Below are 13,775 nucleotides of genomic sequence, written 5' to 3'. Positions count from 1 at the left end.
GCGCGCCGCCACGCCGCTCGTAGACTCGTCGCGTGACCGACATCCCCATCCGGGTTCGCCCTGAGATCGCCGCCCTCCCTTCGTACAAGCAGGGCAAGCAGGCCGGCGCCACCGCCTACAAGCTCTCCAGCAACGAGAACCCGTTCGAGCCCCTGCCCGGCGTCGTCGACGCGGTGCGGGGTGCAGTCGCGTTCAACCGCTACCCCGATGCGCTCGCCGGCCGGCTCCGAGCCCGGCTCGCCGAGCGGTTCGGCGTGAGTGACGACCGCATCCACATCGCCGCGGGTTCCGTGTCGATCCTGTACCAGCTCGCTCAGGCCGCGGCATCCGTCGGCGACGAGATCGTCCTGCCGTGGCGCTCCTTCGAAGCGTACCCCGGCATCGTGACGGTCACGGGTGCGACCCCCGTCATGGTGCCGCTGAATGACGACGCCGCCGTCGACCTTCCCGCGCTCGCGGCGGCCGTCACCGACCGCACCCGCGCCGTTTTTGTCTGCACGCCCAATAACCCCACCGGTGCCGTGGTGACCCAGGCCGACTTCGACGCGTTCGTCGCGGCCGTCCCCTCGGATGTGCTGATCGTCCTCGACGAGGCGTACGTCGAGTTCGTGACGGATGCCGCAGCGGTCAAGGGCGAGCAGGTCATCGCCGCCGGGCATGACAACGTCGTGATCCTCCGCACCTTCTCGAAGGCCTACGGGCTCGCGGGTCTGCGCATCGGCTACGCCGTCGGGCACCCCCGCATCCTCGATGTCGCCCGCAGCGCCGGCATCCCCCTATCCGTCACGGCGCAGGCCGAAGCGGCGGCTCTCGCGAGCCTCGATGCCGAGGACGAGCTGCGTGAGCGGGTCGCCGTCGTCGCCGAGCGGCGCGACCGCTTGGTCACGCGGCTGCGCGAGATCGGCTGGGACGTCCCGACCGCGCAGGGCAACTTCGTCTGGTTGCCCGCGGGGGAGCGCTCGCTCGAGGTCGCAGCGGCGTTCGAAGCCGCCGATCTCGTCGTCCGGCCGTTCGCCGGCGACGGCGTCCGTGTGTCGGTGGGCGAGGACGAGTCGATCGATCGCGTGGTCGAGGTCGCGGCATCCGTCCTTCCCTGACCGCGCCCTGAGACGACGACGTCCCCGGAGCCCTGAATCGGGCACTCCGGGGACGCGTCGTTTTCTGTGTCGGGCGGTTCGGGCGACGTCTCGCGTCCCCGGAACCCGTCGCGGCTCAGCGCGAGGACTTCTCCTTCTGCTTGCGCACGAACAGGGTCTCGGTCTGCTCGAGCTCCATGCCCTTCGTCTCGGGCACGCGCCAGGCGACGTACACGAACGACAGGGCCGCGAACAGCGCGTACATGCCGTAGGTGAGCGGCAGCGACCAGCCCGACATCGCCGGGAACGACACCGTGATGAGGAAGTTCGCGATCCACTGTGCGGCGGCCGCGACACCGAGCGCCTTGCCACGGATGCGGCTGGGGAAGATCTCGCCGAGCAGCACCCAGACGAGCGGGCCCCACGACGCGCCGAAGCCGACGACGAACAGGTTCGCGGCGACGAGGGCGATCGGACCCCATGCACCGGGCAGCGATACCTCGCCGTCCACGGTCACCGCGAAGGCGAACGCCAGTGCCATCGTCGCGAGCGACAGGGTCATGAGCACCGAGCCGGTCAGCAGGATCGGCTTGCGGCCGACGCGGTCGACCAGCCAGATCGCGATGAGCGTGACGACGACGTTCGTGATCGAGGTGATGACGCTGATCGTCAGCGAGTTGCTCTCGTCGAAGCCGACTGCCTTCCAGAGCGTCGTCGAGTAGTAGAAGATCACGTTGATGCCGACGAACTGCTGGAACGTCGACAGGATGATGCCGACCCAGACGATGCCCTGGAGCCCCAGGACCGGGCCGCGCAGCGACGCGCTCTTGCTCTTGCGGTCCTGCTCGATCGCCGAGCGGATCTCGTTGACGGACTTGTCGAGGTCGGCCTGGGGGACCAAGCGCGAGAAGACCTCGCGGGCTTCGTCGTTGCGGCCCTTGGCAAGGAGGAACCGCGGGGACTCCGGCATCGTGAAGGCGAGGATGCCGTATACGGCCGCCGGGATGACGCCGACGAGGAACATCCAGCGCCAGGCCTCGAGCCCGAGCCACAGCTGCTCCGCGGCGCCGCCGGCACTGTTGGCGAGGACGGCGTCCGACAGGAGGGCGGCGAAGATGCCGAGGGTGATCGCGAGCTGCTGCAGCGACGCGAGGCTGCCGCGGATCTGGCGCGGCGCGATCTCGGCGATGTAGGCGGGGGCGACGACCGAGGCGATGCCGATGCCGATGCCGCCGATGACGCGCCACACGATGAGGTCGGGCACGCTGAAGGTCAGACCCGAGCCGATCGACGAGACGAGGAACATGACGGCGCCCAGCATCATCGTCTTGAGGCGGCCCCAGCGGTCCGACAGGTTTCCGGCGATGATGGCGCCGACGGCACATCCGAGCAGGGCGACGGCGACGACGAATCCCGTCAACACCTTGTCGAGCTCGAAGTTGCCCTCGATCGCATCGACGGCACCGTTGATGACGGACGAGTCGAAGCCGAAGAGGAAGCCACCGACCGCCGCGGCTATCGACAGCCCGATCGCTCGTCGCCCGTAGGGGCTTTTGATAGAGAAGGCGTCTGCGGGAATCGTGCCGGTAGTGCTCATGAGGGACGAGGTTACCCCCGCTCCCACGAGCCGAGAGTGGACTTGCGCGAGCGCGAGAATCCGGTAATGGATGCCTGTCGGCCCGCGGGTTCTCATCGTCCGGGTGCCGGATGGGGGTGTGTCACGATGCTCGCATGGGGATCCCGGTCACTGACGAGCTTCGCGCGTTGCGCGCCCGCGCCTACGGGCCGGCCGCCGACATCCATCTCGATCCCGCGGCCATGCGGCGCTTGGAGGAACTCGAGGAGGCAGGGCGGCGCTCGCCTGCGGTCGCGGAGCGGACCGATCCGCCGGCGCCTGCCGACACCGACGACACCGACGACACCGTCGACGACGCCGACGCGCAGATGGATGCCGCGCGGGAAGGGCCCGCGCCGTCCCTAGCCGTCCCCGCGCCGAGCGTGTGGCGCCGCCGAGGAGTGAGGCGGGGTCTCTGGGTGGTCTCGGTGGTCGTCGCCGCGGCGGTGGGTGCGGGGCTCGCGTACTCGGTCGCGGAGATCACGCCGGTCCCGAGCTCCGCGGGAATCCGGCAGAGTGCGACCCTCGAACCGACGAACGGCGTCGAGGTGCCGGTCGGCTTCTTCGGGCGGAGCGAGGACACACCGATCTTCGAATACGAAGGCCTCACGCTGTTCGTGCAGACGGTCAACTACGGGCCGGAGGCGAGGGTCGACCCCTTCCCCTGCCTGGCGGTCGCGCCCACCTCGCTGATCCCGTCAGCCCGGGAGTTCGATCCCGACACCGACCAGGGGATCGACGGGCCGATCTACAGCGGATGCGAGACGGGCGCCTTCCCCGCGACGGTCACCTTCGGCCTCGACGACTTCTCGCCCGGTGCGCTCCCCGGCATCCGCGAGGGCCGCGCTCTCCAGTTCGTCCTCGAGGGGGATCGCGTCGGCGTCTTCCTCGACCGGGGCTGAGCTCGGCCACCGATCAGGACGACAAGCGGCGGTAGGCGTCGCCGAGCCAGCGGTCGTAGGCCGCCCAGGGCTCCCCGATCCGGCTGCGCACGTCGGCGATATGCGTCGCCAGGTCGCCGGTCAGCGTGAACCACTCGCCTCCCTCGCGGAGGTCGGCGAACTCCACGTGCCGCTGATGCTCGACGTGGCGATCACCCGGTTCGAACGCGAGCAGCTCGTCGTGCATGATCGCGGCGAGGCGGCGTCGCGGCGTCGCGGACGTTCCGATCTTCACCCGGTCGCGGAACCGCAGGTAGTAGACGACGTCCACGCGCGGTCGGGGAAGGTCCGCGTCGGGGGCGTCGCCCAGTCGCCAGCCGCAACGATCGCAGTACCAGGCGTCGTCGAGACGATCGCCGGTGACGCCTCCGCACACGCGGCACGGGCGGGGGAGAGATGCGGGCACGCGCCCATCCTCGCCGCGACCGCCGACACCCGTTCGTCCGGCGGGAGGGTCCCGGGTCGGAGTCGAGGGGGGAGATCGACTCGACGAACCGGGCCCCCGGATGCGTCACTGCGACGTGCAGAAACGCGATCCCGCGCGGACACCCGGGGCTGGGTTGTCGGCGACGATACGCGCACGCACGCCGGGGCGGAACCCCTCATGGACGAACCCGGCTGGAGAGGGGCGTCCCCCTGACCCCAGCCGGGTCGTGTCGCTGTAGCGTGGCCCGCACGCGGGAACGCCTGGAATCCCCCAGAAACCAGTCCGGGTGCGGGCTAACCAGCTCCCCAACTGTTGGTCTACAGCAGGACGAATATAGAACCTCGCGAGGAGCGATTTGTCCCCCTTTCGGGGGACAAGCCAGATGTGCTAAAAACTTCTCCCACTCCCGCGAGGCAGCCAGGATGGAGGGATGTCCACCCTCATCGTCGTCGCACACCCCGATCCGGCCTCCCTCACCCACCACGTCGCGAAGCGTCTCGCGGCGACGCTCCCCACGGGCGACGTAGAGGTCGCCGATCTCGCCGCGGAGGGCTTCGACCCGCGATTCTCCCCCGCCGACCGGCACTCGTACGCCGTCGCGGGCGAGTACCCGGACGACGTGGCAGCCGAGATCGCGAGGATCGAGCGCGCGGACCACATCGTCCTCGTCTTCCCCGTGTTCTGGTGGTCGATGCCCGCCCTCCTGAAGGGCTGGATCGATCGCGTGTTCGTCAACGGCTGGGCATTCGGCGTCGGTGAGGGCGGCGGCATCCGTCCCGGACTCGGACGTCTGACCGCGCACCTGGTTCCCCTCGCGGGGTCGGATGCGGCGCTCTACGAACGGCGCGGGTACGACGTCTCGTTCTCGACGCAGATCGCGACCGGCATCTTCGACTACTGCGGCGTCCGGCGCGGACTCACCGAGTTCCTCTACGAAGCGGATGCCGGTGTCGCGGCATCCGACATCGACACGGCTGTCGAGCGCATCACGGCTGCCATCCGCGACTGAGAGCTCGCCGGCCTCACCGCGATCCTCATCGGAAGGCGTCGACGACCTCTGTGCGGCGCTGCGGAACGGTCTGCGAGACGGAGTCGAATACGCGGGTCGCGCGCGTCGCCCCGAAGGCCGGCCAGCCCGGGTCGCCGGTGCGGATGAACGACACCCACGCGCCGTGCATCTCGTCGGCGAGGGACTGCGGGGCATCCTCTCCCGAGAGCGCCACCGCGTCGGGGCCGCTCAGCCGGCCGAACGCGAACGCGATCTCGACGGCGTGCGCGGCGCGCAGACCGCGGACGGGACTCTGCCAGGCGAATTCGTACACGAAGGTGCGTTCGGGGCGGTTCTGCGCGAGCCGCGTCGCGGGCGCGCGCAGGATCTTGTCGCTGAGCGCCTGACCGAGCGCTTCGGCGCCGTGTGAGCCGTCGGCCCGGGCAGCGCGCATCGCACCTGCCGGGATCCGCCCGAACAGGGCGAGGGCGGCGACCTTGAGCGGGCCGAGCGCGGCGATCGCGGCCGGCGACAGCCAGAGTCGGTACTCGTCGGTGTTGGTGCCGAGGAGGATCGGGGCCGCGGCATCCGTCAGCGCCTTCTCGGGAGCGCGGGGCACCGACGCGGGGTCGAGGGCGAGGGCGAAGCCGCCGACGGGGATCGGCGACGACTTCCGCGTCAGCTCGAGTCGGGCGTCGACGAGCCGCTGCGGGCTGACGGCGGCGAACGCGTCGCGGGTCGCGGGGATGCCGAGGTGCTTCGCGATCGCCCGGGTGACGCGGCCGGCGCGTTCGGGGGTCGACGCGTCGAGCGGCCCGGACTGGATGATCGCGCCGTGCGCGCGCTCGCCGATGCGGGGGATCGCCATGGCGGCAGCGACCAGTGCACCGCCGGCGGACTCGCCCATGAGGGTGACGCGCTCGGGGTCGCCGCCGAACGCGGCGATCTCGCGGAACACCCAGTCCACGGCCGCCCCGACATCGAGCAGCCCGAGGTTGCGGGGCACCCCGTCGAGCACCGAGAACCCCTCGCTCCCCAGGCGGTAGTTGAGCGAGACGAAGACGACACCGTCGCGGGCGAACGTCGTACCGTCGTACCCCTCGAGCGCCGCCGTGCCGCGCTCGAGGGCGCCACCGTGCACCCACACCACGACGGGGGCGGCGTCGGCATCCGCGGGGGTCCAGACGTTGACGGTCAGGATGTCCTCGCCCGGGATCTCGACGCTGCTCAGCAGCGTCGCCGAATCGCCCTGGTACGGACTCTGAGGTGCGGTGGGCCCCAATCCGGTCGCCTCGCGCACACCCTCCCACGCACGTGCCGGGACGGGGGCGGCGAACCGCCGGTCGCCGAAGGGCGGTTCCGCGTAGCGGATGCCGAGGAACCGGCGGACGCCGGCGCTCTCCGTCCCGGCGACGGTGCCCGTCGTGAGGGTGACGCGGGGTGAGGGGTGAGGCATCGGCATCCTTCCGAGACGGTGCGGCGGATGATGGCCGCGGCAGTCATCGTGGCATCCGGGGCTATGCGAACGCCATGCTCGGGTGACGGACGCCGACGGGCGCGGACCCCGAAGGATCCGCGCCCGGAGCGAGGGATGCTGCGCCGCGGCATCCGCTCAGTCGTCGATCTCGGTGGCGATGACCTTCCCGCCGGCGTCGAGGGTGACCTCGACGATCTTGCGGTCACCGGTGAGGATCGACACGTCGAACGGCGAGCGGTTGTCGTCGTCGGCGTCGATCTCGAGGACGCGGCCGGGCTGCTCGGCCAGTGCGGCGTCGACCATGGTCGCGAGGGTCTTCGCGTCGAGCACGTTCTTCGGGGCGCGGTCGTCCGCGTCAGCGGCCTCGGTCTCGCGGACGACGGCCTTCCCGTCGGCGCTCACGCGCACCTCGGTCTCGGCGCCGTCGGGTGCCGTCAGGGTGACGTCCCAGCTGCCGTCGCGGTCGGCGTCGATCGAGGTCGGAGCACCGTCGGCCACCCCCTTCGCGGCGCTGACGGCCGCGCCGAGCTCGTCGGCGCCCGCCGCGCCGATGGATCCGGATGCCGCACCCGCCGCGTCGTCGTCCGCGCGGTCGTCGGTGCGGTCGTCGTCGGTGTCCGTCGTCGTCGCGGCGGGGACCCCGCTGGACGGGGCGTCGGAGAGCCGGCTCGAGGCGACACTGTCGAGACCGTCCTCGTCGCGGTCGTCGGCAACCGCGGAGCCGATGGCGACGCCCCCTCCGACGAGGAGGAGCGCGCCGAGCGTGGCGCCGCCCGCGATGAGGGCCGTGCGTCCGCGCCGCTTCGGGGCGGTGGGGGCCTCGGCGACGGTCGCGTACTGCTCGGTGGGGGCGGTGGTCTGGTCGGGGGTGGTGTTGTTCTCGCTCATGACCCCAGAGTGCCGAGTGGGCACTGAAGCGGACCTGAAGCGACCTGAAGCCGTCTTCAGGATGCCGGGGTGAGAGGATCGACGGATGTCCGAGAGCCTCTCCTCCGCCGCCTTCCCCCTCGACCGCGACGCCGCCGACCGGATGTGGGCCGACTACCGCGCGGCGCACCCTGCCGCCGCTGCGGCCGGAGCCGAGTACACCGTCGAGCACTTCGGCGACAGCCCGCGCCTCGCCGACCAGCTGCTCGACGCAGTGCTGAACGGTCCGAAGCGGGCGACCTCCGAGCTGGTCGCCGAGTTCTCCGAGCACGGCGACCCGCTGCCGCGGATCGGCTCGCACTGGATCGCATGCGATGGCACGGGCGCCCCGCGGATCATCATCCGCAGCACGGAGCTGCGCGTCGGGCCCTTCGCGAGCGCCGACGCGGCGTTCGCGTTCGACGAGGGCGAGGACGACCGGTCGTTCGTGAGCTGGCAGCGCGAGCACCGTCGCTACTTCACGCGGGTCGCCGCCGCGCGCGGCGCGGAGTGGTCGGAGGGCGACGAGATCGTCTTCGAGCGCTTCGCCGTGGTCTGGCCGCCCGAGCACGCCGACTGAGTCTCAGCGGTCCGGCTCAGCCGACGGCGGGGATCAGCCTGCCGCCGGCAGCCGAACCGTGAAGCGCGCGCCGCCCCACGGCGACTCGCCCACCGCGACGGTGCCGCCGGAGGCCCGCACCACGCCCGCGACGATCGCGAGGCCGAGGCCACTGCCCCCGGCATCCCGCGCCCGTCCCTCGTCGAGACGCACGAAACGTTCGAACACGCGCTCGCGCTCTGACGCGGGGATCCCGGTGCCGTCGTCGTCCACGGTCAGCACCGCGTCCGCTCCGTCGCGCGCGACGCCGACGGCGACGCGGGATGCCGCGTGCCGGGCCGCGTTGTCGGCCAGGTTGCGGGCGATGCGGCCGAGCAGGCGTTCGTCGCCCGCGACCTGCACCGCCGTGATCGCGGAGCTGTCGACCGTGACCCCGGCGGCACGCAGGCGCGACACCTCGGCGAGGGCGAGGTCGTCGAGGTCGACGACTCCTCGCCGCTGCGGAGCCTGTTCGTCGAGGCGGGTCAGCACGAGGAGGCCGTCGACGAGGTCCTGCATCCGCACACCCTCGGCGGCCACCACTTCGGCGAGGTCGTCGAGCGTCGTCGCATCGGGATGGGCGCGGGCGAGTTCGGCGTGCTGTCGCATGGTCGCGAGCGGGGAGCGCAGCTCGTGCGAGGCATCCGACACGAACCGGCGCTGCGCGCTCGCGGATGCGTCGAGCCGGTCGAGCATGCGGTTCATCGTGACGGCCAGTGCGGCGATCTCGTCGCCCGACGAGGGCTCGGGCACGCGACGGTCGAGTCGGTCGGCGGTGATGTCCTCGACCTCGCGACGGATCCGACCCACGGGACGGAGCGCCCGCCCGACGACCCACCAGGTGACGGCGGCGACCACGAGGACGACGAGCAGAGTGGATGCCGCGAGCAGCCAGCCCGCCGTGGCGAGCGTGGCCTCGTCGCCGTCGACCGGAGTCGCCAGCACGACCCGCATGTCGTCGTCGGTCTCCTCCACGACGATGAGGACCGGGTCGCCGTCGTACGTCACGACCTCGCCGTCGCGATCCGCGGGCAGGGTGCCGTCCTCCGCGTCCTCGGATGCCGCGATCACACGACCCGACTCGTCGATCACCTGCACGATGTCGTCATCGAGGTCGGGGATGCCGGCGGTGCCCGTGTCGTCGATGCGGGTGGTCAGCTCGGAGGCGCGCGTCTCGGCCGCTCGGGTGGTCGCGTCCCGCACCTCCGAACCCAGCACCGCGCTAAACCCGATCGACGCGAGAATCATGACGACCGCGACGATGACGGTCGCGGCGGCGGTGATGCGCGCTCGCAGCGTGCGGAGCACCGGCATCCGTCCGCTCGCGGACACCTGGTCAGCCACCGTCGGCCGCCAGTCGGTAGCCGGCGCCGCGCACCGTCTCGATCGCGGTCCGGTCGAACGGTCGGTCGAGCTTGCGGCGCAGGTGCCCGACGTACACCTCGACGATGTTCGGGTCGCCGTCGAAGTCGTCGTCCCAGACACCGGCGATGAGGTCGCGCTTGGACACGACCTGTCCCTTGTGGCGGATGAGGTGCAGCAGCACGGCGAACTCGCGAGAGGTCAGTTCGATCGCGGTGTCGCCGCGGTGGACGCGTCGCGCGGCCGGATCGACGTGCAGGTCGCCGGCCTCGAGCGCGACGGGGCGCTCGACGCCGCCGCGGCGGATGAGGGCGCGGAGCCGCGCGACCAGCACGGGGTAGGAGAACGGCTTCGTGACGTAGTCGTCTGCTCCGGCATCGAGCGCGTCGACCTGGTCCCACTCGCCGTCCTTGGCGGTCAGCATGAGGACAGGGGTCCAGTTCTCCTCGGCTCGCAGCGCCTCGCAGACCTTCCATCCGCTCATCCCCGGCATCATGAGGTCGAGCACGATCGCGTCGTACCGCGTCTCGCGGGCGCGCCACAGTCCGTCGACGCCGTTGTGCGCGACGTCGACGGCGAAGCCCTCGGCCTCGAGCCCGCGCCGTACGCCGTCGGCCAGGCGCACCTCGTCGTCGACCACCAGAACACGCATGCGCCCAGTGTGGCGTGCGCACGCTGAAGCGGGGCTGAAGCGGATGCCGGGGCGGGGCCGGCTTGTCCTGAACGCACGGCGAATCGCGGCATCCGTTGTCGACCTCATGCAGAACCGGCCATGCGCGGGGGGTTAGCGTGGGAGGGTGACCCCCTCGTTCGAGGCTCCGGCCGAAGCATCCGACGTCGTCCGCGTCCTCGCCGCCGACGGTTTGTACGCCCCCAGTGAGGCGGCCGAGCGCTACCTCCCCCTCATCAACGCGCTGACCGACGCCGAGCTCGAGACGTTCTACCGCGACATGGTCGTGGTGCGCGCCTTCGACCGGCAGGCGACCAACCTGCAGCGGCAGGGACAGCTCGCCCTGTGGCCCCCGTCCCTCGGACAGGAGGCCGCGCAGGTCGGTTCGGTGCGCGCCGCCCGCGCGCACGACCACGTCTTCCCGTCCTACCGCGAGCACGTCGTCGTGACGACCCGCGGCGTCGACCCGATCGACATCATCCGCCTGATGCGCGGCTTGACGCACGGCGGCTGGAACCCGGCCGACCACCAGAACACGCACATCTACACGCTCGTCCTCGGTGCGCAGACCCTGCACGCGACGGGCCTCGGCATGGGCCTCGTCTTCGACGGCCGCACCGGTACCGGCGACCCCGAGAAGGACGAGGCGGTCATCGTCTACTACGGCGACGGCGCCTCGAGCCAGGGCGACGTGCACGAGGCGATGGTCTTCGCGGCCAGCTACCAGACGCCGCAGGTCTTCTTCCTGCAGAACAATCACTGGGCGATCTCGGTGCCCGTCTCGACCCAGTCGCGCGTGCCTCTCGCTCGCCGCGGCGAGGGCTACGGCATCCCGTCGGTGAGGGTCGACGGCAACGACGTCCTCGCCAGCTACGCCGTCAGCAAGCTCGCCCTCGACGAGGCGCGCGCCGGTGGCGGTCCCCGCGCGATCGAGGCGCTCACCTACCGGATGGGCGCGCACACGACGAGCGACGACCCGACCAAGTACCGCACGGGCGACGAAGAGCAGTCGTGGGCCGAGCGCGACCCGATCGCGCGCATGCGGGCCTTCCTGCAGAACCGCGGCACACCGGCTTCCTTCTTCGACGAGGTGGACGCCGCCGCCGCCGCCTACGCCGACGACGTGCGCGTGCGCACCAACGCCCTCGGCGACATCCCGACGGGCATCATGTTCGACCATGTCTACGGCGACGCCCACCCGCTCGTGCAGGAGCAGCAGCGCTGGCTCGCCGAGTACGAGGCATCCTTCGAGGAGGGGAACGCGTGAGCGACATCCAGACCCTGCCCTTCGCGAAGGCGCTCAACGCGGGCCTTCGCGCGGCGATGACCGCCGACGACCACGTCCTGCTGATGGGCGAGGACATCGGTCCGCTCGGTGGCGTGTTCCGCGTGACCGAGGGCCTCCACGCCGAGTTCGGCTCGCAGCGCGTGCTCGACACCCCGCTCGCCGAGTCCGGCATCGTCGGCACGGCGATCGGCCTCACGATGGCCGGATTCCGTCCCGTCATCGAGATCCAGTTCGACGGCTTCGTCTTCCCCGCGTTCGACCAGATCACGACGCAGCTCGCGAAGCTCACGAACCGCCACGAGGGGAACGCGAACTTCCCCGTCGTCATCCGCATCCCCTACGGCGGGCACATCGGCGCCGTCGAGCACCACCAGGAGAGCCCCGAGGCGTACTTCGCGCACACCCCGGGTCTGCGGGTCGTCTCGCCGTCGACGCCGAACGACGCGTACTGGATGATCCAGGACGCGATCGCCTCGCCCGACCCGGTCATCTTCCTCGAGCCCAAGGCGAAGTACTGGATGAAGGGCGAGGTCGACGTCGCCGAACGCGCCCTGCCGCTCCATGCCTCGCGCGTCGTCCGCAAGGGCACCGATGTGACCCTCGTCGGTCACGGCGCCATGGTCACGACTCTCCTGCAGGCCGCCGCGCTCGCCGAGGGTGAGGGCACATCGTGCGAGGTCATCGACGTCCGCTCGCTCGCGCCGATCGACTACGAGCCGATCCTCGAGTCCGTCCGTCGCACCGGGCGCATGATCTACGCCCAGGAGGCCCCCGGCAACGTGTCGGTGGGCTCCGAGGTCGCGGCGACCGTCATGGAGAAGGCGTTCTACGCCCTCGAGGCGCCGGTCCTGCGGGTCTCGGGCTTCGACGTGCCGTTCCCGCCCGCGAAGCTCGAGGGCCAGTACCTCCCCGATGCCGACCGCATCCTCGAGGCCGTCGACCGCGCCCTCGCCTACTGACCCCCGACGATGCCCCCCTACCCGCGACCCCCGCACGTCCGCGAGACTGCACGTGTGCGCCGAGACTGCGGCGTGAGCCCGCTGTCTCGGCGCGCGACTGCAGTCTCGCGGGGATGGAGATGACATGAGCACGCAGACCTTCCACCTGCCGGACGTCGGCGAAGGACTCACCGAGGCCGAGATCGTGCAGTGGCGTGTGGCGCCCGGCGACAGCGTCGACGTCAACGACGTCCTCGTCGAGATCGAGACGGCCAAGTCGCTCGTCGAGCTGCCGTCGCCGTTCAGCGGCACGGTCGGCGACATCCTCGCCACCGAGGGCACGACCGTCGAGGTCGGCGCGGCGATCATCACGATCGCCGGTGGCGAGGGGCAGCCGGATGCCGACATCGGCCGCTCCGAGCACGGTGAGAAGCCCGCCGAGGAGCCCGGTGGCTCGGTGCTCGTCGGCTACGGCACCGGCGGCGAGGTGAAGTCGCGTCGCCGCAAGCCCGCCGAGAAGCCCGTGACCCGCGCCGTGGGCGTCGTCGCGAAGCCCCCGATCCGCAAGCTCGCCCGCGACCTCGGCGTCGATCTGGCCGACGTGTCGCCGAGCGGCACCGCCGGCGAGGTCACCCGCGAGGACGTCGTCCGCCACGCCGAGCAGGCCTCGGTCTTCCGCAACATCGCGACCCCCGACCTCCCCGAGGAGCGCGAGCTCTCGATCCCCGTCGCGGCACCGGCGGCATCCGTCCCCGCTCCTGCAGCACCTCAGGCTGACGCCCGCGAAGAGGCCATCACGGTGAAGGGCGTGCGCAAGGCGACTGCCAACGCGATGACCTCGAGCGCGTACACGGCGCCGCACGTGTCGGTCTGGACCGACGTCGACGCGACCCGCACGATGGAGCTCGTCAAGCGGCTGAAAGCTTCGCCGGACTTCGCCGACGTGAAGATCTCGCCGCTGCTGATCTTCTCGCGCGCCGTCATCTGGGCTCTCCGGCGCACGCCGATGATCAACGCCGCGTGGGTCGAGACCGAGAACGGCGCCGAGATCCGCGTGCGTCACTACGTCAACCTCGGCATCGCCGCGGCGACGCCGCGCGGCCTGCTCGTGCCGAACATCAAGGACGCGCAGGACCTCAACATGCGCGGTCTCGCGCGGGCTCTCGAGAAGCTGACCGCCACCGCGCGTGACGGCAAGACGACTCCGGCCGATCAGCAGGGCGGCACGTTCACGATCACGAACATCGGTGTCTTCGGGATGGATGCCGGGACTCCGATCATCAATCCGGGCGAGTCCGGCATCATCGCCATGGGCACGATCCGCCAGAAGCCGTGGGTCGTCGACGGCGAGGTGCGCCCGCGCTTCGTGACGACCGTGTCGGGATCGTTCGACCACCGCGTCATCGACGGCGACGGCATCAGCCGCTTCATCGCCGACGTTGCGTCGGTGCTCGAGGAGCCGGCGCTCCTGCTCGACTGAACGCCCTGC

General features: G+C 71.2%; 13 protein-coding genes. 7 read left to right on the top strand and 6 right to left on the bottom strand.

What is annotated here, in order from left to right:
• The first annotated feature begins 32 nt into the window (after positions 1-32).
• Complete coding sequence (locus Q9S78_RS01320; protein ID WP_311858327.1) at positions 33-1,097, top strand: histidinol-phosphate transaminase; 1,065 nt, start codon at positions 33-35, stop codon at positions 1,095-1,097.
• Positions 1,098-1,212: 115 nt separating this feature from the next.
• On the opposite strand, the gene Q9S78_RS01315 is transcribed toward Q9S78_RS01320, so the two are convergent.
• Entirely contained in the window at positions 1,213-2,673 is a 1,461-nt protein-coding gene (locus Q9S78_RS01315) for a sugar porter family MFS transporter (RefSeq protein ID WP_018187680.1), read from the bottom strand.
• A 134-nt stretch (positions 2,674-2,807) separates the two neighbouring features.
• On the opposite strand from Q9S78_RS01315, the gene Q9S78_RS01310 reads away from it, so the two are divergent.
• A complete protein-coding gene (locus Q9S78_RS01310; protein WP_311858325.1) occupies positions 2,808-3,593 on the top strand; it encodes a hypothetical protein in 786 nt (261 codons plus the stop codon).
• A 13-nt stretch (positions 3,594-3,606) separates the two neighbouring features.
• On the opposite strand, the gene Q9S78_RS01305 is transcribed toward Q9S78_RS01310, so the two are convergent.
• Positions 3,607-4,038, bottom strand: a complete 432-nt coding sequence (locus tag Q9S78_RS01305) for a GIY-YIG nuclease family protein (RefSeq protein ID WP_311858324.1) — start codon at positions 4,036-4,038, stop codon at positions 3,607-3,609.
• 451 nt (positions 4,039-4,489) lie between these two features.
• Between Q9S78_RS01305 and Q9S78_RS01300 the strand changes: the two genes are divergently transcribed.
• Positions 4,490-5,068 (top strand): NAD(P)H-dependent oxidoreductase, encoded by a 579-nt coding sequence (locus tag Q9S78_RS01300; RefSeq protein WP_311858323.1) that lies wholly within the window; start codon positions 4,490-4,492, stop codon positions 5,066-5,068.
• 25 nt (positions 5,069-5,093) lie between these two features.
• Here Q9S78_RS01300 and Q9S78_RS01295 read toward each other — a convergent pair whose 3' ends face one another.
• Positions 5,094-6,503: a carboxylesterase/lipase family protein gene (locus tag Q9S78_RS01295; RefSeq protein ID WP_311858322.1), complete on the bottom strand. Its 1,410-nt coding sequence runs from the start codon at positions 6,501-6,503 to the stop codon at positions 5,094-5,096.
• A gap of 156 nt (positions 6,504-6,659) precedes the next feature.
• Complete coding sequence (locus Q9S78_RS01290; protein WP_311868396.1) at positions 6,660-7,412, bottom strand: PepSY domain-containing protein; 753 nt, start codon at positions 7,410-7,412, stop codon at positions 6,660-6,662.
• An 85-nt stretch (positions 7,413-7,497) separates the two neighbouring features.
• Here Q9S78_RS01290 and Q9S78_RS01285 point away from each other — a divergent pair, with 85 nt between their 5' ends.
• Positions 7,498-8,010 carry an ASCH domain-containing protein gene (locus Q9S78_RS01285; RefSeq protein WP_311868395.1) on the top strand — a complete coding sequence of 171 codons (513 nt, stop codon included), beginning with the start codon at positions 7,498-7,500 and terminating at the stop codon, positions 8,008-8,010.
• A gap of 33 nt (positions 8,011-8,043) precedes the next feature.
• Here Q9S78_RS01285 and Q9S78_RS01280 read toward each other — a convergent pair whose 3' ends face one another.
• Complete coding sequence (locus Q9S78_RS01280) at positions 8,044-9,372, bottom strand: sensor histidine kinase (protein WP_311868393.1); 1,329 nt, start codon at positions 9,370-9,372, stop codon at positions 8,044-8,046.
• Positions 9,365-10,042 (bottom strand): response regulator transcription factor, encoded by a 678-nt coding sequence (locus Q9S78_RS01275; RefSeq protein ID WP_020098405.1) that lies wholly within the window; start codon positions 10,040-10,042, stop codon positions 9,365-9,367. Before Q9S78_RS01275 ends, Q9S78_RS01280 begins: the two co-directional genes overlap by 8 nt.
• 145 nt (positions 10,043-10,187) lie before the next feature.
• Between Q9S78_RS01275 and Q9S78_RS01270 the strand changes: the two genes are divergently transcribed.
• The 3 genes from Q9S78_RS01270 (at position 10,188) to Q9S78_RS01260 (ending at position 13,766) form a co-directional block, all read left to right on the top strand.
• Complete coding sequence (locus Q9S78_RS01270) at positions 10,188-11,327, top strand: thiamine pyrophosphate-dependent enzyme (protein ID WP_311868389.1); 1,140 nt, start codon at positions 10,188-10,190, stop codon at positions 11,325-11,327.
• Positions 11,328-11,383: 56 nt separating this feature from the next.
• The gene (locus Q9S78_RS01265; protein ID WP_376716532.1) at positions 11,384-12,307 is read left to right on the top strand and encodes an alpha-ketoacid dehydrogenase subunit beta; all 924 of its coding nucleotides are present in this window, start codon (positions 11,384-11,386) and stop codon (positions 12,305-12,307) included.
• 124 nt (positions 12,308-12,431) lie between these two features.
• Positions 12,432-13,766, top strand: a complete 1,335-nt coding sequence (locus tag Q9S78_RS01260) for a dihydrolipoamide acetyltransferase family protein (RefSeq protein WP_311868384.1) — start codon at positions 12,432-12,434, stop codon at positions 13,764-13,766.
• The last annotated feature ends 9 nt before the right edge of the window (positions 13,767-13,775 follow it).

It is taken from the genome of Microbacterium aquilitoris, from assembly GCF_031932285.1.
Taxonomy (GTDB): domain Bacteria; phylum Actinomycetota; class Actinomycetes; order Actinomycetales; family Microbacteriaceae; genus Microbacterium; species Microbacterium aquilitoris.
The sequence above is the reverse complement of the archived record's forward strand: the minus strand, read 5'-3'. Positions and strand labels throughout refer to the sequence as shown.